The 22536-nt window shown below is 71.1% G+C and carries 18 protein-coding genes; 7 read left to right on the top strand and 11 right to left on the bottom strand.

What is annotated here, in order from left to right; translation table 11 throughout:
* Positions 1-134: 134 nt before the first annotated feature.
* The 6 genes from ABD663_RS05030 to ABD663_RS05005 all read right to left on the bottom strand — a co-directional run bounded on the left by ABD663_RS05030 (position 135) and on the right by ABD663_RS05005 (position 6439).
* On the bottom strand, positions 135-1337 hold the full coding sequence (locus tag ABD663_RS05030) for a sugar ABC transporter permease (RefSeq protein ID WP_344736779.1): 1203 nt from the start codon (positions 1335-1337) through the stop codon (positions 135-137).
* The gene (locus ABD663_RS05025) at positions 1334-2212 is read right to left on the bottom strand and encodes an ATP-binding cassette domain-containing protein (protein ID WP_344736778.1); all 879 of its coding nucleotides are present in this window, start codon (positions 2210-2212) and stop codon (positions 1334-1336) included. Before ABD663_RS05025 ends, ABD663_RS05030 begins: the two co-directional genes overlap by 4 nt.
* A gap of 13 nt (positions 2213-2225) precedes the next feature.
* Positions 2226-3302 (bottom strand): sugar ABC transporter substrate-binding protein, encoded by a 1077-nt coding sequence (locus tag ABD663_RS05020; protein ID WP_344736777.1) that lies wholly within the window; start codon positions 3300-3302, stop codon positions 2226-2228.
* Between the two features lie 17 nt (positions 3303-3319).
* The gene (locus ABD663_RS05015) at positions 3320-4507 is read right to left on the bottom strand and encodes an ROK family transcriptional regulator (RefSeq protein WP_344736776.1); all 1188 of its coding nucleotides are present in this window, start codon (positions 4505-4507) and stop codon (positions 3320-3322) included.
* A gap of 74 nt (positions 4508-4581) precedes the next feature.
* Complete coding sequence (locus tag ABD663_RS05010; protein ID WP_344736775.1) at positions 4582-5454, bottom strand: NYN domain-containing protein; 873 nt, start codon at positions 5452-5454, stop codon at positions 4582-4584.
* A 1-nt stretch (position 5455) separates the two neighbouring features.
* Positions 5456-6439 carry a Gfo/Idh/MocA family protein gene (locus ABD663_RS05005; protein ID WP_344736774.1) on the bottom strand — a complete coding sequence of 328 codons (984 nt, stop codon included), beginning with the start codon at positions 6437-6439 and terminating at the stop codon, positions 5456-5458.
* A 57-nt stretch (positions 6440-6496) separates the two neighbouring features.
* On the opposite strand from ABD663_RS05005, the gene ABD663_RS05000 reads away from it, so the two are divergent.
* Entirely contained in the window at positions 6497-7828 is a 1332-nt protein-coding gene (locus ABD663_RS05000; RefSeq protein WP_344736773.1) for a M20/M25/M40 family metallo-hydrolase, read from the top strand.
* A gap of 7 nt (positions 7829-7835) precedes the next feature.
* Here the strand turns inward: ABD663_RS05000 and ABD663_RS04995 are convergent, their stop codons facing one another.
* Both ABD663_RS04995 and hrpA read right to left on the bottom strand, forming a co-directional pair.
* The gene (locus ABD663_RS04995) at positions 7836-8777 is read right to left on the bottom strand and encodes a quinone oxidoreductase family protein (RefSeq protein WP_344736771.1); all 942 of its coding nucleotides are present in this window, start codon (positions 8775-8777) and stop codon (positions 7836-7838) included.
* Between the two features lie 112 nt (positions 8778-8889).
* Positions 8890-12765, bottom strand: coding sequence for an ATP-dependent RNA helicase HrpA (gene hrpA / locus ABD663_RS04990; RefSeq protein WP_344736770.1), 3876 nt, complete (start codon positions 12763-12765; stop codon positions 8890-8892).
* Between the two features lie 72 nt (positions 12766-12837).
* Between hrpA and ABD663_RS04985 the strand changes: the two genes are divergently transcribed.
* The 3 genes from ABD663_RS04985 to ABD663_RS04975 are packed head-to-tail and all read left to right on the top strand — an operon-like array spanning position 12838 to position 15896.
* Positions 12838-13191: a nuclear transport factor 2 family protein gene (locus ABD663_RS04985; protein ID WP_344736769.1), complete on the top strand. Its 354-nt coding sequence runs from the start codon at positions 12838-12840 to the stop codon at positions 13189-13191.
* A gap of 20 nt (positions 13192-13211) precedes the next feature.
* The gene (locus ABD663_RS04980) at positions 13212-14048 is read left to right on the top strand and encodes an aldo/keto reductase (protein WP_344736768.1); all 837 of its coding nucleotides are present in this window, start codon (positions 13212-13214) and stop codon (positions 14046-14048) included.
* A 9-nt stretch (positions 14049-14057) separates the two neighbouring features.
* Positions 14058-15896, top strand: a complete 1839-nt coding sequence (locus tag ABD663_RS04975; RefSeq protein ID WP_344736767.1) for a thioredoxin domain-containing protein — start codon at positions 14058-14060, stop codon at positions 15894-15896.
* A 1-nt stretch (position 15897) separates the two neighbouring features.
* Here ABD663_RS04975 and ABD663_RS04970 read toward each other — a convergent pair whose 3' ends face one another.
* Positions 15898-17496, bottom strand: coding sequence for a dolichyl-phosphate-mannose--protein mannosyltransferase (locus tag ABD663_RS04970; protein ID WP_344736766.1), 1599 nt, complete (start codon positions 17494-17496; stop codon positions 15898-15900).
* A gap of 23 nt (positions 17497-17519) precedes the next feature.
* Here ABD663_RS04970 and rsmI point away from each other — a divergent pair, with 23 nt between their 5' ends.
* From rsmI to ABD663_RS04955, 3 genes are read left to right on the top strand one after another with little or no spacing between them, the layout of a single operon-like run.
* Positions 17520-18371, top strand: coding sequence for a 16S rRNA (cytidine(1402)-2'-O)-methyltransferase (gene rsmI / locus ABD663_RS04965; protein WP_344736765.1), 852 nt, complete (start codon positions 17520-17522; stop codon positions 18369-18371).
* Between the two features lie 9 nt (positions 18372-18380).
* Complete coding sequence (gene metG, locus ABD663_RS04960) at positions 18381-19958, top strand: methionine--tRNA ligase (protein ID WP_344736764.1); 1578 nt, start codon at positions 18381-18383, stop codon at positions 19956-19958.
* A complete protein-coding gene (locus tag ABD663_RS04955) occupies positions 19951-20844 on the top strand; it encodes a TatD family hydrolase (protein ID WP_344736763.1) in 894 nt (297 codons plus the stop codon). Before metG ends, ABD663_RS04955 begins: the two co-directional genes overlap by 8 nt.
* A 13-nt stretch (positions 20845-20857) precedes the next feature.
* Here ABD663_RS04955 and ABD663_RS04950 read toward each other — a convergent pair whose 3' ends face one another.
* Together ABD663_RS04950 and ABD663_RS04945 are read right to left on the bottom strand one after the other, a co-directional pair.
* Positions 20858-22168 carry an MFS transporter gene (locus ABD663_RS04950; protein ID WP_344736762.1) on the bottom strand — a complete coding sequence of 437 codons (1311 nt, stop codon included), beginning with the start codon at positions 22166-22168 and terminating at the stop codon, positions 20858-20860.
* A 58-nt stretch (positions 22169-22226) separates the two neighbouring features.
* Positions 22227-22400, bottom strand: a complete 174-nt coding sequence (locus tag ABD663_RS04945) for a hypothetical protein (RefSeq protein WP_344736761.1) — start codon at positions 22398-22400, stop codon at positions 22227-22229.
* Positions 22401-22536: the final 136 nt, after the last annotated feature.

Here is a 22536-nt window from a genome sequence, read left to right as displayed (position 1 = left end):
GCCTTTCGTCGTTGAAATCGCGAGTGACCTCGCACGCCAGAGCGCTCGCAAGCGATCCTCCCGAGTTCACCTCTTGACGTCAAGACTTGAACGTAACGCTTTGGCAACGACGATGCAGGATTCGTTCTCCGAACTCATGCCCTCCCGGTCGCCGCGCGCGTCCGGCGTGAGATCGAGTCGACGATGACGGCGAGCACGAGGACGACACCCGTGACCATGAATCGGATCGACGAGTCCAGATTGAGCAGCGTGAGCCCCGACGACACCGATTGGATCACCACGATTCCGAGCAGCGCCGAGAACGCCGTGCCCCGCCCGCCGAACAGGCTCGCGCCGCCGATGACGGCCGCCGCGATCGCGTTGAGGTTCGTGTCGCCGCCTCCCGAACTCTGGTTCGCCGCACCCAGCCGCGCGGCCGCGAGGACGCCGCCCACAGCCGCGAGGGTGGAGCACAGCATGAACACCGAGACGTAGATGCGGTCGACGCGGATTCCGGCCCGCCGCGCCGCCTCGACCGATCCGCCGACCGCGTAGACCGAGCGGCCCCATCGAGTGCGGGTGAGGGCGAGGTGGGCGAGCACGACGAGCACGAGGAAGAACAGGAACATCACCCCGACCCCGCGCGACAGATTGAGGTACCACGTGGCCGCCAGCAGAAAGACCAGCAACCCCGTGGAGCGGAGTCCGATCTCGAGGTAGCTCTGTCCCACCAGTGCGGCCGCGGTGCGTCGCCGCGAGCGGCGCACGAGCGCGAAGGCGTACACGACGACAGCGCCGACGGCCAGGGCATACGACGCCCAGGCGGGCAGGAACATCCGCTGCGCGAACTCGACGAGCCACGAGTCCAGCGGCAGATTGATCGACCCGGTGTCGCCCAGTACCCACAGCTGCAGGCCGAGGAAGCCGAGGAGCCCCGCCAGGGTGATGACGAAGCTCGGCAGCCCGAAACGCGTGTACAGCCAGCCGTACACCGCCCCGACGCCGGCGCCCGCCAGGACGCCGGCGACGATCGCGAGCACGAGGTTCCACTGCAGCTGCACGAAGGCCACGGCGAGCACCGCCGCCGCGAGTCCCGACACCGATCCGACCGAGAGGTCGATCTCGCCGACGAGCAGGATCATCACCACGCCGAGCGCGATCGTTCCGATGGCCGCGCACTGCATCGTCAGGAGCACGAGGTTCGTGCTCGACAGGAAGACGGGGTTGAGCACTTGGAACACCGTCCAGATGACGATCAGCCCGACGATGACCGGCAGCGAGCCTAGGTCGCCGCCGCGCACGCGAGCGAACAGGCCGTCGGCCGCGTCTCGGACGCGGTCCACCATGCCCTCGCTCATCCGTCGCCCCTCTTGGGGCGGCGCCGCCTGCCCGGCTCCAACGGGATCACCGTGGCCTCGGGGCCGGTGGGCGGCGGCGGGGCGACCGTCGGGGTCGTCTCAGTGGTCACACGGCCGACGGCGTGCTCGCCGGCCCCCGTGATCGCTGCGATGAGGGTCTCGCTGGTCACGTCGACGGCGTTGAAGACTCCGTTGTTGCGGCCGAGGCGCAGCACGACGACGCGGTCGGCGACGGCGAGCACGTCGGCCATGTTGTGGCTGATGAGCACGACGCCGTGGCCGCGCTCGCGCAGCCGCTCGATGAGGTTGAGCACCTCTGCGGTCTGGGCGACGCCGAGCGCCGCGGTCGGCTCGTCGAGGATGACGACCCGGGGGTCTCCGATGAGCGATCTCGCGATCGCGACGGTCTGCCGCTGGCCGCCCGACAGCGAGGCCACGGGGATCCGCACCGACGGGATCTTCGCCGACAGCTCGCGCAGCAGCGTCCACGTGCGCTGCTCCATGTCGACCTCGTCGAGTCCGCCGCCGCTGGTGATCTCCTTGCCCAGCCACAGATTGGCGACGACGTCGAGGTTGTCGCACAGCGCGAGGTCTTGGAAGACGGTCTCGATGCCGAGTTCCTGCGCGTCGGCAGGGGTCTCGATGTCGACGGCCTCGCCGTCGAACTCGATGACACCGCTGTCCGGTGGGTGCACGCCGGCGAGAACCTTCACGAGCGTCGATTTGCCGGCCCCGTTGTCGCCGACCAGGGCCACCACCTCGCCCTCGTTGACCCAGAAGTCGACGTCGGTGAGGGCCTTGACGGCGCCGAACCGCTTGCCGATGCCGGTCATGGTGAGGACACGGTTGCGATAGGCACGGGGGGCGGTGGGCATATTCGGCATCGCCCTACAGGATGCCAGCCGCTTCGCAGGCTGCGGCGTATTCGGGGGTGCAGATCTGCTCCACGGTCCAGAAGCCGTCGGCGACCACGGTCTCCAGGATGTTGTCGACGGTCACTGCGACGGGATCGAGCAGGGTCGCCGGAGTGCCGTCGATCTCGAGGGGGGCCGTGACCTCGTCGCCGGCGATGAGCGCCACCGCGACCTCGGCGGCGAGCCGCGCCTGCGGGCGGATCGCCTTGTACACGGTCATGTACTGGTCGCCGCCGACGATGCGCTGCACCGCTGACAGTTCGGCATCCTGACCCGTGATCACCGGCCACGGATCGGCGTCGGCGGCCTTCAGCGCGGCGACGGCGCCGCCCGCCGTCCCATCGTTGGCGGCGTAGACGCCCGCGATCTGGTCGCCGTACAGGGCGATCTGCCCGGCGACCCAGTCCTGGGCCTGATCGGGGCTCCACCCCGGCGTGTCGAATTCTGCGAGGACGCGCACCCCGCTCGCATCGATCGCCTGGCGTGCCCCCTCGCGGAACTGGGCGGCGTTGCTGTCGGTCGGCGAGCCGTTGACCATCAGGATGCCTCCCGTCGGTGTGCCGCGTTCGGCCATCGCGGTGACGAAAGCCTCGCCCTGCAGAAGACCCACCTTCTCGTTGTCGAACGAGACGTAATAGGCGAGGTCGCCCCCGGCGATGAGACGGTCGTACGAGATCACCGGCACGCCCTGGGCGGTCGCGCTGTCGACGATGACGACGGCGGCGCGGGAGTCGACCGGGTCGAGCACGAGCACGTCTGCGCCCGCGGTCAGGGCCGACTCGGCCTGCTGCTGCTGTTCGGCTGCGTCGCCATCGGCGTTCGTGTAGAGCACACGGTAGTCGCCCAGTTCGGCGACCCGCTCCTCGAAGAACGGCCGGTCGAACGTCTCGTAGCGCGCCGTCTTCGCGTCCGGCAGCAGCAGCGCGATCGTGCCGTCGGAGTCCTCGATGGTGGCGCACGCCGTGAGCAGGCCGAGGGCTGCCACCGCGCCCGCCACCACGGCGAGCGCGCGGGTGAGCACGGCGGAACCCGATCGCTTCGACGACCCCATGGCGGAACGCTCCGGGCCTAGGCCGTGACGGCGATCACGTCGGAGGCGACGGTGACCTGGTCGAGCGCGATCGCGATCGCCCCGCGGGTCTCGGCCCATTCGCCGAAGGAGGCGGCGACCACCTCGGGCAGGCCGGCGGCCGCCGGCAGTGCGGTCCGCTCGAGCGAGTGACGCATGGGGGCCATCAGGATCTCGCCCGCCTGGGCCAGCTCGCCGCCGACCACGATGAGCTCGGGGTCGAACAGGTTGCACAGGCTGGCCGCGGCGATGCCGATGTGGCGGCCGGCATCGGCGATCACGCGGCGCGCGCTGCCGTCGCCGTCGTCGGCCGCCTGCAGCAGATCGCTCAGGCGCAGCATCCCCTCACTGGGCGGGAAGAGCGAGAGCAGCGCGGGGCCGCCGGCGTAGGTCTCGAGGCAGCCCCGGTTGCTGCACCGGCAGATCGGGCCGTTCTCGTCGATCGTCACGTGTCCGATCTGACCCGCCTTGCCGTTGACGCCATGGAAGAGGTCGCCGCCGACGACGAGTCCGGCGCTGATGCTGTGGCCGATGCGGATGAACACCGATGATGCGGCGCTGCGGCCCTCGCCTTCGCGTGCCTCGGCGAGTCCGCCGAGATTGGCCTCACTGTCGACGAAGACGGGGCGGCCGATGCGCGCGGTGAGACTCGCGGCGACGTCGATGCCCTCCCATCCGCGCAGCAGGCCGGGAGTGGAGACCATTCCGGTGCGCGGATCGATGGGCGCGGGAAGTGCGAGACCGACGGCCAGCAGTTCCGACACCGAGCCCCCGAGCGTCTCCATGAGCTCGCCGAGCAGGATCGCCAGCCGGTCGAGCTCGGCATCGGCGCGATGGTCGATCGGCAGGGGCAGTGTCGTCTGGCTGACGATGGTGCGGGTCGCATCGGCGATCGCGATGTGCAGCTGGCGCGAGCTGTAGTGGACGCCGGCGACGAGACCGAGCTGCCGTGCCAGCGAGACCAGCGTCGCGCGCCGGCCGCTGCGCGACGTGAACGACGTGTGCAGCACACCCGAGGCCGTGAGCTCTTTGACGATGTTCGAGACGGTCGCCGGTGACAGTCCCGTGCTGCCGGCCAGTTCGACCTGCGTCAGACGCCCGTGACGCTTGAGGGATTCCACCAGGCGCGCGCGATTGGCTTCTCGCAGCGACGACTGCGAGCCGGGTGGAACTCTGCGCCGGGCCACGAGCACACTGTACCCGACAGGCTTTCGAGCAGGTCGGAGCCGGATTCGGTGTCGGATGCCGCGCAGTGGGCGGTTCAGCGTGCGTCGGGCGCCAGGCGCACGAGCCGGATGTTGCCGTCCTCCTTGAGCTCGGCGACCTTGGGGTGCGCGGCGATGTAGTCGGTGAACGACTTGTGACCCAGGCCCTTCTCACTGAAGGACGGGTCCATCCGCTTGAGCAGGCTCTTCAGCGCCGAGGCGTGCACCCACTCCTCGTCCGTACGCTCGGTCTCGAGACGCAGCGCGCGTTCGAGAAGCACATCGGCCGGGTCCGCCTCGGGCTTCGCCTTGCGGCGACGCGACTCCGCCGTGTCGGTCTTCGCGGGCTTCTCGACGACCGGAGGCTGGACCCCGGGGAGCGAGTCATAGGAGTCGAACTGGTCGCACGCCGCCGCGAGGGACTTCGCCGTCGAGCCCGCGACGCCGACCCCGACGACCACGCGCCCGAGGCGCTTGCAGCGCTGCGCGAGCGGCACGTAGTCGGAGTCGCCGGCGACGATGACGACGTGGGTGAGGTCGTCGAGGCGGAACATGTCCTCGACGGCATCCACCGCGAGCCGGATGTCGGCGCCGTTCTTGGCGTACGCCGCAGCAGGGAACAGCTGCACGAGGTCGACGGCGCGCGCGACGAGCTGCGACCGGTACACGGCGTTGACCGGGGCGGACCAATCGGCGTATGCGCGAGTGAGCACGAGCGTGCCGAACGACGCCGCGTAGTCGATGATCGCCCCGACATCGACCGTCGCCGCGCCGAGCCGCTCGGCGACGTCGGGGTCGCCGGCACCCGACGCGATCTTCTGGCGGTCGCGCTGGTACGAGTTCTTTCCGTGGACGCGGTCGTACCACGACATGACGATGTTGTCGAAGTCGAGGTAGACGGCGACGCGGGCGGGCTGCAGTTCGGGCACGTCACTCCTGACCGGGGTAGTCGACGCCGACGATCGTGCGGATCTCGTCGAGGTTCTCCATGATCGCGACCGTCTCGTCGAGCGGCAGGACGTCGCTGTCGGTGGCGCCGGCGGCCACGAGACGCTCGGCTGCCAGGGCCTGATACTGCATGCCGCGGCCGTCGACCTGCGACACGTAGTCTTCCAGGACGGTGCCGTCGGGGCGGGTGAGGCGGAACGAACTCGCGTTGTACCAGACGCGGTCGATGTCGATGCGCGCCTCCGTGCCGACGACGTGGGCGACGTTCGGCCCCGCCGACTGCGACGCAGACAGCGAGGTCGACAACGCGCCGCCCGCGTGGGTCATGATCGTCGCGACTTCGACGTCGGCTCCCGTCTCGCCGATGCGGGCGGCCGCGGAAACGGCGGTGGGCGCACCCAGGATGTCCCACGCGAACGAGATCGGATAGATGCCGAGGTCGAGCAGCGACCCGCCGCCCAGTTCGAGGTTGTTCAAGCGGTGCAACGGGTCGGATGAGATCCGCTGCGTGTGGTCGGCGAGAACGGCTCGCACGTCGCCGAGCGCGCCGTCGGAGACCAGGGCGCGGATCCGCTCCATGTGAGGCAGGTATCGCGTCCACATCGCCTCCATGGCGAGCAGGCCGGTCTCGCGCGCGACCTCGCGCACCGCGCGGGCCTGGGCGCCGGTGAGCGTGAACGGCTTCTCGACGAGCACGTGCTTGCCGTGGCGCAACGCGAGGATCGCCTGTTCGGCGTGGAAGGGATGCGGTGTCGCGATGTACACGATGTCGATGTCGGGATCGGCCACGAGGTCGTCGTACGAGGTGTGCACGCGGGCCACCCCGAACTCCTCGGCGAACGCCGTCGCCACCTCGGCGCGTCGCGAGCCGACGGCCGCGACGTCGAGTCCGGCGAGCCGCAGGTCGCGAGTGAAGGCTCGGGCGATGCCGCCCGGACCGAGGATGCCCCATCGAAGTCCGTTCATGGTGTCGAGCGTAGCGACGGCCGCGGGTTCAGGCGAAGCGGCGGGTAGGCTCGTCGGGTGTCCGGACCCCTCGACCGATTCCGTGAACTGCTCCGCATCCCCACCGTCTCGCACGCCGACGAGAGCCTGATCGACCACGATTCGTTCGACAGGTTCCACCAGGCCCTCGAGCGTCTGTATCCGCTCATCCATGATCGGCTCGATCGCGAGGTGGTCGCCCGTCACTCGCTGCTCTACCGGTGGAGCGGTCGCGGCTCGGGTGCTCCGGTCGTGCTGATGGCGCACCAGGACGTCGTGCCGGTGGTCGAGGCCGAGTGGCAGCATCCGCCGTTCGAGGCGATCACGACGGGCGAGGGCGACGACACCGTCGTGCACGCGCGCGGCGCCATCGACGACAAGGGGTCGCTCGTCGCGATCCTCGAGGCCGTCGAGTCCCTGATCGACGAGGGCTTCGAGCCCGAGCGTGACGTCTACCTCGCATTCGGCCACAACGAGGAGACCGCCGGCGACGGTGCGCAGGCGATCGTCGCATTGCTGGCCGAGCGCGGTATCCGTCCCGACCTCGTACTCGACGAGGGCGGCGCGGTCGTCGACGGCGTCGTGCCCGGCCTCGCGCGGCCGACGGCGATGGTGGGCGTGGCCGAGCGCGGGGTGATGACGCTGGTGCTGACGGCCCGCACCGAGGGCGGACATGCGTCCACTCCGCCGGCGATGCCGGCGACGGCGCGCCTGGCGCGGGCGATCGACTGTCTGCGGCGCCGGCCGTTCCCTCGCCGCATCGCCCCGCCGGTGCGTGCGATGCTCGCGACAGTGGCTCCGCACGTCGCCGAACCGCTGCGCACGGCCTTCCGTCGCACCTCCGTGACGGGGCAGGCCGTCGCCGCGGTCTTCTCGCGCCTCGGACCCGAGACCAATGCGGTCGTGCGCACCACCGCGGTCGTCACCGAGCTGAGCGGGGCGCCCGGTGAGAACGTGCTGGCCACGACGGCACGGGCATCCGTCAACATCCGCTTGCTGACGGGCGACACCGTCGAGGGCGCGACCGAGCGGGTGCGCCGTGTGATCGGCGACGACGACGTCGAGATCGAGGTGCGCCACGGATCCGACCCGTCGCCTGTCTCGCCGTGGCGGGGGCCGCAGTGGCGGCGCATCGCGCGCGCGGTGTCGGCGACATTGGGCGACGACGTGCTCACCACGCCCTATCTGCAACTCGGCGCGAGCGACAGCCGGTGGTTCACGCCGATCAGCGACCACGTGTACCGCTTCACGCCGTTCCACCTGACGCGCGCCGAGCGCGACGCGCTCCACGCTCCCGACGAGCGGATCCGTGTCGCGGTGTGGCTGCGCGGGATCGACTTCTACCGCGCGTTCCTCACCGACGCGACCTGAGTCCGGGTCAGGGTGTGAGGACGACCTTGCCGTCGGCGCCCGACTCGACCAGGCGCTGCGCGTCGTCGGCGGCGGCGAGCGGGACGGACGCGGCGATCTCGATCGAGAACCGACCGGCCGCCAGCAGTGCGAGCGCGACCGGCACGGCCTCTCGGCGCCATGTCTGCTCGATCTCGGTGAGGGGCTGGGGCGAGCCGCCCGAGAATGCACGGATGCCGAGCTCGGCCGCGCGCGCCCCCTGCACGATCGTCGCGACCCGATCGTGGTCGGCGACGAGGGCGCGCGAGGTGTCGAGCGCCTCGTCGGTGCCCGCGCCATCCAGCGCGACCGAGTAGCCGTCGGGCGATGCCTCGCGCAGGCGCCCGAGCAGTCCGTCGCCGTACGCGACCGGCGTCGCACCCAGCTCTTCGACGCGGGCGAACCGTCGCGGCGAGGCGGTCGCGACGACCCGGGCACCCCACAGCACGGCCAGCTGGATCGCCGCCTGGCCGACGGCGCCCGACCCGGCGTGCAGCAGCAGCGTGTCGCCGGAGCGGACGCGCAGCGACCGCAGCACCTGATAGGCGGTGCCGACCGGGATGCCGATTGCCGCGCCTTCCGCTGCCGAGACCGCCGCCGGTCGCGCCTGCACGTGCGCGGCGGGGGCCACCACCGTGGTCGCGTAGGCACCGGGAACACCGAAGAACACCACCGGATCGCCGATCGCGAACCCCGACACGTCTTCGCCGACGCCCGAGATCACGCCGGCGCCGTCGAACCCGACCCCGCGCGGACCGTCGAGCGGGGCCGAGGCGCGCGCGCCGGTGCGCAGCTTGATGTCGATGGGATTGACGCCGGCCGCCTCGACCGCGATCGCCACCTCACCGGCATCCGGCACCGGATCGGGGATCTCGGTGAGGGAGAGGACATCGGGCCCGCCGAAGCGGTCGTACGTGATCGCGTGAGCCATACTCGCCGCCAACGTGACGGGTTCGGGGCGCATTCCCTGGTTCGGGGCGGGAATTTCCGCGCCCCGATGCCGGAAATGCGCCCCAAACCGAGGGTGGAAGGCCCCCGGGGGGTCACGCGGGGGCGCGCAGCGCCTTCTGGATGCGGGGGAGCGAGACGGGCTCGGCGGTCCCGAGCTGCTGTGCGAACAGGCTGACGCGGTACTCCTCGAGCAGCCACCGGGCGTGCGTCAGGCCGGGCGGGGCATCCGAGGAGAGCGGGACCGTGCCCCCCGCCTCGGCGAACATCGCCGACGCGCGTTCGAACTCGGTCATCCGCTGCCGGTCGCGGCCCGGGTTGTCGGAGAGCCCCTCGGCGCGCAGACGGGCGGCCTGCAGGTAGCGCGGCAGATGGGCGAGCCGCGCGACCCCCGTTCGCGAGACGAAACCGTCGAACACGAGACCGCCGATCTGCGCCTTCAGGTCGCCGAGGGCGCCGAGCAGCGTCATCGAATTCTGCCCGCGCACGGCCCTCTCGGCCTCGCGGGCCGCGGTCAGGATGCGTGCGGTCAGCGACACCGCGTCGAACAGTTCGTCGACACCGCCGGCCGAGAAGGCGTCGCGGGCGGCAGTGAATGCGCGCTCGGTGCGCAGGTCGCCGGCGACCCGGTCGAGAACGGCGTCGGCGAGCGCGACACGGCAGTCCTCGATCAGGGCGCGCGCGGACGGATAGGGCGACGCCGCGAGAGCGAGCTTCTCGGGCTGCGTGAGGTGCTCGAGCACGTAGGTGCTCGCCGATGGCACGGCCAGCAGCAGCAGGCGCCGCACGCCGGCGCGGGTCGCCGTCGCCGCGGCATCGGGGGTCGACTCGATGCGCACCCCCACGGCGGCACCCTCGTCGACGAGCGCGGGGTAGCCGCGCACGACACCGCCGGCGACCCGTGTGTCGACGACCGCGGGCAGATCGCCGCCCGGCCACTCGGTCAGGCCGGTGCGTTCGGCGTACGAAGGTCCAGCGCTGTCGTCGGCCGTCGGTGCGTTGCCGAGGCGCGGCTTCGGGCCGCGCGGGGGCTGCGTGACCGAGCGCGCCACCGAGTCGCGCGCGCGACCTGCCAGCTGCTGCTGGAGCGCGACGAGGTCGCGACCGCTGCCGACGGTGCGTCCGCGGCCGTCGACGACGCGGAACGAGATCCCGAGGTGCCCGGGCACGCGTGCGAGATCGAAGTCGGCCGCGGTCACCGGCTGTGACGCCACGCGCCGGATGCGGTCGGCCAGCGCGTCACGCAGTGAGGTGGGCGGGAAGCCGCCGTGATCTTCGGGCCCGACTCCGGCGAGCTCTTCGCCCAGCCGGGCCGCCCAGTCGGCGGCGGGCACGACGTGCCGGCGGATCGCCTTCGGCAACGACCGGATGAGCGCGGTGATGAGCTCGTCGCGCATGCCCGGCACTTGCCAGTCGAAGCCGTCGGGCCGAACCTGGGCCAGCAGAGGCAACGGGATGACGGCCGTGACGCCGTCGTCCGGGGCGCCGGGTTCGAACCGGTAGGCGAGCGAGAGCACCTGGTCGCCCTGCTGCCATCGCGCGGGGAAGTCGCGCTCGCTGCCGCGGGATGCCTCGTCGACGAGATCGTCCTCCGACATGTCGAGCAGCCGCGGGGTGCGGGTCGCGGCTTCCCGCCACCACGTCTCGAACGAGCGGACGTCGAAGACGTCGCGGGGGATGCGCGAGGCGTAGAACGAATACACCGCCTCGTCGCCGACCAGGATGTCGCGCCGACGCTCCCGCTCCTCGACGCGCTCCAGGCGCCGCCGCAATTCGCGGTTGCGCCGCTCGAAGGCGCTGAGGCGCTTGTCCAGGCCGGACGGATCCCACTCGCCCTCCACGAGCGCGTGCCGCAGGAACAGCTCGCGTGCGAACGGCCGGTCGAACCGCGCCAGCTGCACCCGCCGCCGGGGGACGATCTCGACGCCGAACAGCGTGACCTTCTCGTACGCCGAAGCGGCGCCGGCGTCCTTCGACCAGTGCGGCTCGCTGAGCGACCGCTTGGCGAGATCGCCGGCCAGCGGCTCGGCCCAGGCCGGATCGATCGCGGCGACGGTGCGGGCGAACAGGCGGCTGGTCTCGACGAGCTCGGCCGCCATGACGGCATCTGGGCTCTTGCGTCGCAGCACCGAGCCGGGGAAGATCGCGAAGCTCGTTCCGCGCGCCCCGCGGTACTGCGCCTGCGGTCTGCCCTTGCCCCCGGCCCGTTGTCCGCTGCGGGCGCCGTCACCGCGGTCGTCGCGGATTCCGAGATGCGAGAGCAGCCCCGCGAGGATCGCGCGGTGCACGGTGTCGGGATCGGGTGAGTCGGATGCCGCATCACGACGGCGTACCCCCATCAGCGAGCTCAGCTGCCGATGCACGTCGTTCCATTCGCGCACCCGCACGTAGTTCAGGTGCTCGGCGCGGCACAGGCGCCGGAAGGCGCTCGAGCCGAGCTCGCCCTGCTTCTCGCGCAGGTGGTTCCACAGGTTCAGCAGCGTGAGGAAGTCGCCGGTGGGGTCGGCGAACCGCGCGTGCAGGCGGTCAGCGGCCTCGCGGTGCTCCTCGGGCCGCTCGCGCACGTCCTGGATCGACATGCCGGCGACGATCGCAAGCACCTCGGGCAGCACCTTCGTGCGCTCGGCTTCCAGCAGCATCCGGGCGAACCGCGGATCGATCGGCAGCCGCGCGATGCGTCGCCCGATGTCGGTGAGCTTCGTGCGTCCGCCGCGATCGTCCCGCACCGCGCCGAGTTCGACGAGCAGATCGAGAGCCGCCTTCACGCCGCGCGAGTCGGGCGGCGTGAGGAAGGGGAAGTCGGCGATGTCGCCGAAGCCGAGCGACAGCATCTGCAGGATGACCGACGCGAGGCTCGTGCGCAGAATCTCGGGTTCGGTGAATTCCGGGCGCGTGGTGAAGTCGTCCTCGCCGTAGAGGCGGATCGCCACGCCCGGCGACGTGCGGCCGGCGCGACCGGAGCGCTGCTGGGCGGATGCCTGCGAGATGGGCTCGATCGGCAGGCGCTGGACCTTCGCCCGATTGCTGTATCGAGAGATGCGCGCCGTGCCGGTGTCCACCACGTATCGGATGCCGGGCACCGTCAGGCTCGTCTCGGCGACGTTGGTGGCGAGGATCACCCGTCGCCGTACGCCCGCCGTCTGGGAACGCTCGAACACCCGGTGCTGCTCCGCCGCGCTCAAGCGTCCGTACAGCGGCAGCACCTCGGTCGGCGCGGCATCCTTCGCGTACATGCCACGTACGGCATCCATCGCGTCGCGGATCTCGGCCTCACCGGGAAGGAAGACGAGCACATCACCCGCGGGTTCGCGGTCGAGCTCGCGCAGCGCCGCCGTGATCCCGTCGACGTCGTCCTCGGTCTCATCGGTGGGCGAGCGGTATCGGATCTCGACGGGGTAGGTGCGGCCGGAGACCTCGACGATGGGCGCGGGACCGTCGGGCCCGGCGAAATGCGCGGCGAAGCTCTCGGGATCGATCGTCGCGCTGGTGATGATGACCTTGAGGTCGGGTCGCTCCGGCAGGATGCGGGCGAGGTAGCCGAGCAGGAAGTCGACGTTGAGCGACCGCTCGTGGGCCTCGTCGACGATGATCGTGTCGTAGTGGCGCAGCAGTCGGTCGCGGTGGATCTGATTGAGCAGGATGCCGTCGGTCATGAGGGCGATCCGCGTGTCGTCCGAGACCGTGTCGGTGAACCGCACGGTGTAGCCGACGGTCGAACCCAGCGGCACCTCGAGCTCGGAGGAGATGCGTTCGGCGATCGTGCGCGCGGCGATCCGCCGCGGCTGCGTGTGCGCGATGCGGGTGCGACCGAGCTCGAGGCAGATCTTCGGCAGCTGCGTCGTCTTCCCCGACCCGGTCGCCCCCGCGACGATCACGACCTGGTGGTCGGTGATCGCCCGCGCGAGCTCGTCCCGTGCGGCGCTGACGGGCAGCTCCGGCGGGTATGTGATCACGGGATCGGGCGCGGACATAGCCCTCCATCGTAGGCCGGAGTCGACGTGCGGGCCTGGCACCGTGTCGTCGACGCGACGTACGGTGTGGGCATGATCGACATCGCGAAATGGATGGCCGGGTACGAGGCGGCGTGGGCCTCCGACGACGCCGGCGACATCGCCGCCCTGTTCACCGAAGACGCCGAGTACCGGACCCAGCCGTACGCCGAGCCGATCCGCGGCCGCGACGCGATCGTGGCGTGGTGGATCGACGAGGACGAGCCGTCGGTGCCGACCTTCACGTGGCATCCGGTCGCCCAGCAGGAGGACACCGCCGTGATCGAGGGGCGCACCGTGTACCCCGGAGCCGATACGTACCGCAACATCTGGGTCCTCCGCTTCGAGGGCGACCGCTGCGCGTCGTTCACCGAGTGGTGGATGGTCGAGCCCGCGCCCACGGACTGACCGGCTCGTAGGCTGGTGGCATGACCATCACCTCACTTCCGCTCAACGACGGCCACACGATCCCGCAGCTCGGCTACGGCGTCTTCAAGGTTCCGGCCGACGACACCGAGCGCGCCGTGTCTGAGGCGTTCGAGCTCGGCTACCGCCACATCGACACGGCGGCGATCTACGGCAACGAGGAGGGCGTCGGCGCGGCCATCGCCTCGAGCGGCATCCCGCGTGACGAGCTCTTCGTCACGACCAAGCTGTGGAACGACCGTCACGACGGCGACGAGCCGGATGCCGCTATCGCCGAGAGTCTCGACAAGCTCGGGCTCGACCGCGTCGACCTCTATCTGGTCCACTGGCCGACTCCCGCCCGTGACAACTACGTGCACGCATGGCAGAAGCTCATCGAACTCCGTGAGAAGGGGCTCACATCGAGCATCGGCGTCTCGAACTTCCTCGTGCCGCACCTCGAGCGCATCGTCGCCGAGACCGGTGTGACGCCCGCTGTCGACCAGATCGAGGTGCACCCCGCCTACCAGCAGCGCGAGGTCGCCGAGTGGGCGGCCGCGCACGACGTGCGCATCGAGGCGTGGGGTCCGCTCGGACAGGGCAAGTACGACCTCTTCGGCGCCGGGCCGGTCACGGCGGCGTCGGCCGCGCACGGCAAGACGCCCGCCCAGGTCGTGCTGCGGTGGCACCTCGACAAGGGGAACATCGTCTTCCCCAAGTCGGTGCGCCGCGAGCGACTCGCCGAGAACCTCGACGTCTTCGACTTCACGCTCACCGCCGCAGAGCTCACGGCGATCGACGCGCTCGATCCGGGTGACGGGTCGGGGCGCGTGAGCGCCCACCCCGACGAGGTGAACTGAGCCGGGTCCATGGCCTCCCGCCTCGACGGTTCGCGCAGCCCGTACCTGCGCGCCCACGCCGGTAATCCGGTGCCGTGGCATGCCTGGGGCGAGGAGGCGTTCGCCGAGGCGCGACGGCGCGACGTGCCCGTGATGGTGTCGATCGGCTACTCGACGTGCCACTGGTGCCATGTGATGGCGCGCGAGTCGTTCGAGGACTCCGCGATCGCGGCGATGCTCGCGGGCGGCTTCGTGTCGGTGAAGGTCGATCGCGAAGAGCACCCCGAAGTGGATGCGGCCTACCTCAACGCCGCCGCGGCGTTCACGCCGAACCTGGGCTGGCCGCTGACGGTCTTCACGACGCCGGACGGGCGGCCGTTCTACGCGGGCACGTACTTCCCGCCCGAACCGCGCGCGGGGGTGCCCGGCTTCGGGCAGGTGCTCGCGGCGGTCGCCGAGGCGTGGCGCGAGCGTCGGGACGAGGTGACCGCGACCGGCGACGCGGTGGTGTCGGCGCTGCAGGAGACGCTCGCCGCCGCTTCGCACGCAGACGCCGCGATCCCCGACGCCGAGGCCGTGGTGCACGCCGCTCGCGCGCTCGCGGCTCGTGAGGACCCGCGGCACGGCGGCTTCGGCGACGGCGGCGGCCCGAAGTTCCCGGTCGCTACGGCGGTGCGGTTCCTGCAGGCGCGATTGGTGCGCGAACGCGCGCCCGACGCCGCGGCGGTCGCCGATCGCGCACTCGCCGTCATGGCGGCCTCGCCGTTGCGCGACGGCGTGGAAGGCGGCTTCTTCCGGTACGCCACCCGTCCCGACTGGACGGTGCCGCACTACGAGCGGATGCTCACCGACAACGCGCAGCTGCTCGACGCCGCGCTCGACGCGGGCGACACCGCGACCGCCGACGGCATCATCGGATTCCTCGTCGATGTGCTGCAGCAGCCCGCCGGCGGGTTCGGCGCCGCGCAGGACTCCGAGTCGACGATCGACGGCGCCCGCAGCGAGGGCGGGTATTACGCCCGGGATGCCGCGACACGCGCCGAGCTGGATCCGCCGGCCGTCGATGGCAAGGTCGTCACGGGCTGGAACGGTCTGGCGATCGGCGCCCTGGCGCGCGCGGCGGCCCGCGCCGGCGACGACCGCGCCGAGCAGGCCGCGCGCCGGGCGGCCGATGCGGTACTCGAGACCAACGTCGACGACGACGGGCTCCTGGTTCGCGCATCGCTCGACGAGATCGCGTCGCGCGCGACCGCGACGCTCGCCGACTACGGGCAGCTCGCGGGCGGACTCCTCGCCCTCGCGGTCGCGACCGGAGAGGTGGCCTACGCGGTCGCCGCGCGCGACCTCGTACGCGCCTGCACGCCGGACGACGGCCCGCCGACCGTGCCCGGCGGAGGAGACCCGGTGCTTCGCGAGCAGCGCATCGCGGCCGTCGACGCCGCGTCCGACGGCGACGAGCCCTCGGGTCCGTCCTCGATCGCCGATGCGGCCCTGACGCTGTGGGAGCTCGGCGCCGGCGACCCGTTCCGCCGGACCGCGGAGCGGGCGCTGCGCACGTACGGGGCGACCGCGGTGACGCAGCCCCTCGCGTACGGCGCTCTTCTCGGCGTCGCCGCCCGGGCCGCCGTGCCGCCGCGCCAGCTCGTCGTCGTCGCGCCCGATGCGCGGCATCCGCTCGCGGAGGTGGCGCGCACCCGCGCCGCGGACCTCGTCCTCGTCGTCTCGCCGGCTCAGGCGCGGGCCTGGCAGGACGCAGGCTTCGCGCTGCTCGAGGCCAAGGATCTGCGCGGCGGCCGTGCGGCGGCCTACGACTGCCGCGACTTCGTGTGCGAGCTGCCGGTGACCGATCCCGAGGATCTGCGCGACTGACTCAGACCCAGCCGGGCATCCAGTTGTGCATGCGGTAGAACCACTCGGGCACCGGGATGCCCGCGACGACCGGATACCAGAACGCCGCGACCAGCAGCGCGACGCCGAGGAAGACGATCACGAGTCGCTGGCCGGTCGCCCGCCGATAGGCATCCGCCCCCGGCGGACCCGCGATGTCGCGCAGCGCGAAGGCGAGCGACAGCATGAGGAACGGCACGATCACGACCGTGTAGAACTGGAAGATCGTGCGCTCGGCGTACAGCAGCCACGGCACGTAGGTGACGGCCACGCCGGTCAGCGCGAACGCGATCCGCCAGTCGCGCGCGATCACGAACCGCCAGCACAGCCACAGCACCGCCGCCACTGCGGCGTACCAGACGAGCGGATTGGGCATGCTGTAGACGTTCTCGACGCAGCCTTCCGGGGCGAGGCAGCCGTTCTGGCCGTACTCGTCGCGTGCGAAGTGCATTGAGGTCGGTCGCACCAGCAGCGGCCACTGCCACGCCGGACTCATATAGCCGTGCGGACTCGACAGCCCGACGTGGAAGCCGTAGACGTCCTGATGGAACTTCCACAGGTTCTGCAGTGGCAGCGGCACCCACGCCCACAGCCCCTCCGCCGGTGACGCGTCGACGGCGTGACGGTCGTAGCCGCCGTCGCTGGTGAGCCACCCGATCCACGACGAGAGGTACACCGCGAACGCGATCGGGATGAACAGCACGAAGGACACCGCACCCTGGCGCACCGCATCCGTGGGCCAGAACGCCACGCCCGCGCGGCGCCGGGCGAGGGCGTCGGTCACCACGAGATAGATGCCGAGGCCGGCCGCGACGTAGAGCCCCGACCACTTCACGGCGGTGGCGGCACCCACGGCGGCACCGGCGGCGATCACCCAGGGACGGTTCCACAGCACAGGTCCCCACGCGGGTGGTTGGTCGCCCGCGCGTCGAGCGGCGATGCCGGCGTCGAGGCGTTCGAGATGACGCGACCGATCGAGCAGCACGAACAAGAAAGCCAGCAGCACGAACAGCGCGAGCAGACCGTCGAGAAGCGCGACCCGGCTCATCGCGATCGCCATGCCGTCGACGGCCAGCAGCAGCGCGGCGATCGACGCGAACGCGATCGAGCCGGTCAGGCGACGCGCGATCACGTACAGCACCGGCACGAGCGCGGTGCCCGCCAGGCACACCGCCATGCGCCAGCCCCAGCCGTTGTCGGCTCCGAACGCGGCCATACCGAGCGCGATCAGCAGGCGGCCGAGCGGCGGATGCACGCTGAACGATCCGAGGGTCGTGTAGATGTCGGTCTCGCCGTCGACGAAGCGCTCATCGGCCGACTCGGGCCAGGTCGCGGTGTAGCCGAGGTTCCACTCCGACCAGGCGTCCTTGACGTAGTACGTCTCATCGAAGACGAGGTCGTGCGGATGACCCAGGTTGATCACGCGCAGCAGGAACGCCAGAGCGGTGAGCACGGTCGGCGCCAGCCAGCGCCAGAGCCGTTCGAGCCGCGGATCGGCGGCGACGCGCGCGGCCCAGCGGTCGTAGAGCGTGGGCTTCGGAGGCGGTGCGACGGGCAGGAGCTGCTCGCCGGTCGTCGTCACAGCGCCCAGCCTATGCTGGGTCGGTGATCATCCTCGCGGCGACGCCGATCGGCAATCTGGGCGATGCCTCGACGCGACTGATCGGCGCGCTGCGCGATGCGACGGTGATCGCCGCCGAGGACACCCGCACGACGCAGCGGCTGCTGGCCGCGCTGCACATCGACAACAGACCGCGACTGCTCGCGCTGCACGATCACAACGAGAAGACGCAGGCGGCGGTGCTGGTCGACCTCGCCCGCGAGGAGGATGTGCTGCTGCTCAGCGACGCAGGGATGCCGACCGTCAGCGACCCGGGCTACGGTGTGGTCGCCGCGGCTGTCGCGGCCGGCGTCGAGGTCACGGCGATCCCGGGCCCGAGCGCCGTCGTCACGGCGCTCGCGGTGGCGGGTCTGCCGACCGACCGGTTCACGTTCGAGGGCTTCGCACCGCGCAAGGCGGGCGAACGCGCGACCGTGTTCGGCGCGCTCGCGGCGGAGCAGCGCACCATGGTCTTCTTCGAGGCCCCGTCGCGCCTGGCAGCCACGCTCACCGCGATGGGCGCCGCGTTCGGCATCGATCGCGAGGCGGCGGTGTGCCGGGAACTCACCAAGCTGCACGAGGAGGTCCGCCGCGGTCCGCTCGGCGACCTCGCCGCGTGGGCGGCCGATGGTGTGCGCGGCGAGATCGTCGTCGTCGTGGCCGGGGCGAGCGCCCGCGATGTGCCCTTCGACGACGCCGTCGAGCAGGTCGCGACGCTCCTGGCCACGGGCATCCGCCTGAAGGACGCGGCCTCCGAGGTCGCCGAGGCCACCGGGCACTCCAAGCGGGAACTGTACGCCGCGGGGCTGGCCCGGCGGGACCGACACATCGCCGAGGCGCCCGCGCCCGCCGACTAGAATCCTCGGGTGAGCACCGGCCGATCCTTCTACATCACGACGCCGATCTACTACCCGAGCGACGTGCCGCACATCGGCCACGGGTACACGACCGTGGCGGTGGACACGCTCGCGCGCTGGCATCGTCAGGCCGGTGACGACACCTGGATGCTCACGGGCACCGACGAGCATGGCCAGAAGATGCTCCGCGCCGCCTCCGCCAACGGCGTCACGCCGCAGCAGTGGGTCGACAAGCTCGTGAGCGAGTCGTGGTTCCCGCTGCTGAAGACCCTCGACGTCGCCAACGACGACTTCATCCGCACAACGCAGGAGCGCCACGAGCGCAACGTGCAGACCTTCTTCCGGGCGCTGTACGACCGCGGGTACATCTACGCGGGCGAGTACGAGGCGCTTTACTGCGTGGGCTGCGAGGAGTTCAAGCCCGAGTCCGAGATCCTCGACGGCTCCGGCCCTTTCGAGGGGCTGAAGGTGTGCGCGATCCACTCGATCCCGCTCGAGTTGCTGCACGAGAAGAATTACTTCTTCAAGCTCAGTGAGTTCGCCGAGCCGCTGCTGAAGCTCTACCGCGAGAACCCCGACTTCATCCGTCCCGAGTCCGCGCGCAACGAGGTCGTCTCGTTCGTCAAGCAGGGCCTGAAGGACCTCTCGATCTCGCGGTCGACGTTCGACTGGGGCATCAAGGTGCCGTGGGATGAGTCGCACGTCATCTACGTGTGGGTCGACGCGCTGCTCAACTACGCCACGGCGGTCGGCTATGGGTCCGACCCCGACGAGTTCGCGCGCCGCTGGCCCGCGTACCACGTGGTCGGCAAGGACATCCTGCGCTTCCACGCCGTCATCTGGCCCGCGATGCTGATGGCGGCGGGCGTCGACGTGCCCCGGGGAGTCTTCGCTCACGGTTGGCTGCTGGTCGGCGGCGAGAAGATGTCGAAGTCGAAGCTCACCGGCATCGCGCCGACCGAGATCACCGACGTCTTCGGGTCGGACGCGTACCGGTTCTACTTCCTGTCGGCGATCGCCTTCGGACAGGACGGGTCGTTCTCGTGGGAGGACCTCTCGTCGCGCTACCAGGCAGAGTTGGCCAACGGCTTCGGCAACCTCGCGTCGCGCACGACCGCGATGATCGAGCGCTACTTCGAGGGCGTGGTGCCGCCCGCGGCGGAGTACACCGAGGGCGACCTGGCGATCCAGCGCACGGTGGCGGATGCCGCGACGCACGCCGACGCGGCCATCGAGCGGTTCCGCATCGACGAGGCGATCGACGCGATCTGGACCATCGTCGACGCGCTCAACGGCTACATCACCCAGAACGAGCCGTGGGCCCTGGCCAAGGACGACGCGCAGCGCGAGCGCCTGGGCACCGTGCTCTACACCGCCGCCGAAGGCCTGCGCGCCCTCGCGGTGCTGCTGTCGCCGGTGATGCCCGAGGCCACCGAGAAGCTGTGGGTCGCGCTCGGCGCCGCCGAGTCGCTCGGACGTCTGCACGATCAGCCGATCCGCGAGGCGGGCGGCTGGGGCATCCTGCGCCCGGGCACATCGGTGAACGGCCTCGCACCGCTGTTCCCGCGCGTCGAGCAGCATGCCTGAGTCGTCCGACCCGTCGCAGTACGTGCGCGAGCGCCACAACGACGGCTCGCGCGACGTGCGCTGGCCCGCGGCACCCGAGCCGCTCGCGGTGCCCGTGTACGACAACCACGCGCACCTCGAGATCAGCGACGGCGACGAACCGCTGTCGCTCGACGAGCAGCTCGAGCGGGCGGCGGCGGTCGGCATCCGGGGCGTCGTGCAGGCCGGCGGCGACATCGAGTCGAGCGTGTGGTCGGCGGATGCCGCGGCATCCCACCCGCGTGTGCTGGCGGCCGTCGCGATCCACCCCAATGAGGCCCCGGCGTACGCGGCGGCCGGCCGGCTCGACGAGGCGATCGCCGTGATCGACGAGCTGGCCTCCCAGTCGCGGGTGCGGGCGATCGGCGAGACGGGGCTCGACTTCTTCCGTACCGGCGAAGACGGGCTGCCCGCGCAGTTCGAGAGCTTCGAGGCGCACATCGCCCTCGCGAAGAAGCACGGCATCGCGATGCAGATCCACGACCGCGACGCCCACGACGCGGTGCTCGAGATGCTGCAGCGCGTCGGCGCCCCCGACCGGACCGTCTTCCACTGCTTCTCGGGCGATGCCGAGATGGCGCGGATCGCCACCGCCCGCGGCTGCTACCTGTCGTTCGCGGGCAACGTCACGTTCAAGAACGCGCAGAACCTGCGCGATGCGCTCGCGGTGACCCCGCTCGAGCGGGTCCTCGTCGAGACGGACGCGCCGTTCCTGACGCCCGCGCCCTTCCGCGGCCGGCCGAACGCCCCGTACCTCGTACCGGTCACGCTGCGGTTCATGGCGGTCGAGCTCGGGATCGACCTCGACGAGCTGTGCGCTCAGGTCGCCGAGAACACCGTGCGGGTGTACGGGTCCTTCGAGGACTGACCGACCCGCCCGGTCAGTCGATGAGCGGCAGTCCGCCGGTGCCGGGTTCCTCGGCGATCTCGTCCGCCCCGTCGTCGAGGACGGGCTTCGCGGCGGCGATGTGCGCGATCGACCGCCACACCAGCACGAGCGTGAGCGCCGACCCGCCGAACGCGAACCACCAGGGTGCGGTGGGCCCCCACAGCTGCGCGATCACGCCGCCGAGGAACTGGCCGACCACGAGGCCGCCGAACACCCCGATCATGTTCACCGACGCGATGCGCCCCTGCAGCTCGATCGGCACGAGGCGCTGCCGCACCGTCGTCGAGATCGTCGCCCACACGAACGCGTAGAGACCGAAGCCGAACATGAGCAGGAACGCGACGACCGGCGACGTCGTCAGCGCGAACCCGAGGTGCATCAGCACCTCGAGCGACAGGCACACGCGCATGAGGGCGGCGAACGAGACGTGCCTCTCGAGCCAGCCGAAGCCGAAGACGGCGATGAACCCGCCGATCGCCGACGCAGTCGTCAGCGCGCCGTACCCCACCGGTCCCATCCCGAGGTAGTCCGTCGCGTACAGCACCAGAACGCCCCACGGCGCGGCCCAGGTCACGTTGAACACCAGGATGATGACGATGAGCGTGCGCACCGGCGCGTTGTGGCGCAGCCACCTCAGGCCCTCGCCGATCGCCCGCAGCGTGGTCGCTCGGCGGCGCGTGTCCCCTTCCCGCTCCGGACGCCTCGGCACCGGCGTCTGCGCGATCCGCGAGATCTGCAGTACGGCCAGACCGACGCAGAGCACCTGCAGCAGGAACGGCCAGAACGAGCCGACCGCGAAGAGGAAGGCGCCGAGCGGTGGGCCGGCGAGCTGATTGGCCACGAGGAAGCCTGCCTGCATCCGGGCGTTCCCGATACCGAGGTCGGCGGGCCGGACGATCATCGGCAGGAGCGTGCTGCCGGCGGAATCGGCGAACACCTCGGCCGTGCCGTAGAGGAACGACACGACCAGCACGATCCACACGCTGGCGGTGCCGGTGACCAGGAACGCGATGAGCCCGACGACGACGACCGCGCGCAGGCTGTTGGCGAGCATGACCAGCCGGCGCCGGTCGTGGTGGTCGGCGACAGCGCCGGCGATCAGGCCGAACAGCAGCCAGGGCAGGTACTGCAGCATGGCGCCCGCGGCCACCAGGATCGGCGATGACGTCATCGACGCGATCAGCAGAGGTGCCGCGGCCAGCGCGATGCCGTCGCCGAGATTGCTCGTCCACGTCGCGGCGAGGAGCCAGCGGAAGTCTCGGCCGAGGCGTCGGGGTGCGATGAGCTCGCCGAGCGTGGGCACCACGACATCCTAGGCGTCGCCGGCGGCATCACTGCGACGCCGCCGCGATCGAGCGGATTCAGCCTCCCAGGCGCACCGCGATACCGGGCGGGATCGACTCGAGCAGCTGCTGCCACGCCCGTCGTCGTGCCCGGCGGTGTTCGCGCCGGTGTGCCGCGCGGGCCTGTCGAAGCGCAACGACCCGATCGGTGGATTCCCTCTTCTCGGCCGCGAGCATCTCGGCGTGGAACATGTGCTTCCCCTTTCCGGGTTGCGGATCGGCGATCCGCCCTCACCCCCGCTACGGGCGGCGGAAGACGATCTCGACGCCGCCGGGGGGACTTTCTTCAGGTTCTTTCGGCTGCGATGTCGAATCGACGGGGTCGTCG

The sequence above is a fragment of the Microbacterium awajiense genome (assembly GCF_039536545.1).
Taxonomy (GTDB): domain Bacteria; phylum Actinomycetota; class Actinomycetes; order Actinomycetales; family Microbacteriaceae; genus Microbacterium; species Microbacterium awajiense.
The sequence above is the reverse complement of the archived record's forward strand: the minus strand, read 5'-3'. Positions and strand labels throughout refer to the sequence as shown.

Excerpts from the sequence above, each read along its gene's own strand:
- ABD663_RS05030 (WP_344736779.1), bottom strand. The coding sequence starts at position 1,337 with ATGAGCGAGGGCATGGTGGACCGCGTCCGAGACGCGGCCGACGGCCTG.
- ABD663_RS05025 (WP_344736778.1), bottom strand. The coding sequence starts at position 2,212 with ATGCCCACCGCCCCCCGTGCCTATCGCAACCGTGTCCTCACCATGACC.
- ABD663_RS05020 (WP_344736777.1), bottom strand. The coding sequence starts at position 3,302 with ATGGGGTCGTCGAAGCGATCGGGTTCCGCCGTGCTCACCCGCGCGCTC.
- ABD663_RS05005 (WP_344736774.1), bottom strand. The coding sequence starts at position 6,439 with ATGAACGGACTTCGATGGGGCATCCTCGGTCCGGGCGGCATCGCCCGA.
- ABD663_RS04995 (WP_344736771.1), bottom strand. The coding sequence starts at position 8,777 with ATGGCTCACGCGATCACGTACGACCGCTTCGGCGGGCCCGATGTCCTC.
- hrpA (WP_344736770.1), bottom strand. The coding sequence starts at position 12,765 with ATGTCCGCGCCCGATCCCGTGATCACATACCCGCCGGAGCTGCCCGTC.
- ABD663_RS04985 (WP_344736769.1), top strand. The coding sequence starts at position 12,838 with ATGATCGACATCGCGAAATGGATGGCCGGGTACGAGGCGGCGTGGGCC.
- ABD663_RS04980 (WP_344736768.1), top strand. The coding sequence starts at position 13,212 with ATGACCATCACCTCACTTCCGCTCAACGACGGCCACACGATCCCGCAG.
- ABD663_RS04975 (WP_344736767.1), top strand. The coding sequence starts at position 14,058 with ATGGCCTCCCGCCTCGACGGTTCGCGCAGCCCGTACCTGCGCGCCCAC.
- ABD663_RS04955 (WP_344736763.1), top strand. The coding sequence starts at position 19,951 with ATGCCTGAGTCGTCCGACCCGTCGCAGTACGTGCGCGAGCGCCACAAC.
- ABD663_RS04945 (WP_344736761.1), bottom strand. The coding sequence starts at position 22,400 with ATGTTCCACGCCGAGATGCTCGCGGCCGAGAAGAGGGAATCCACCGAT.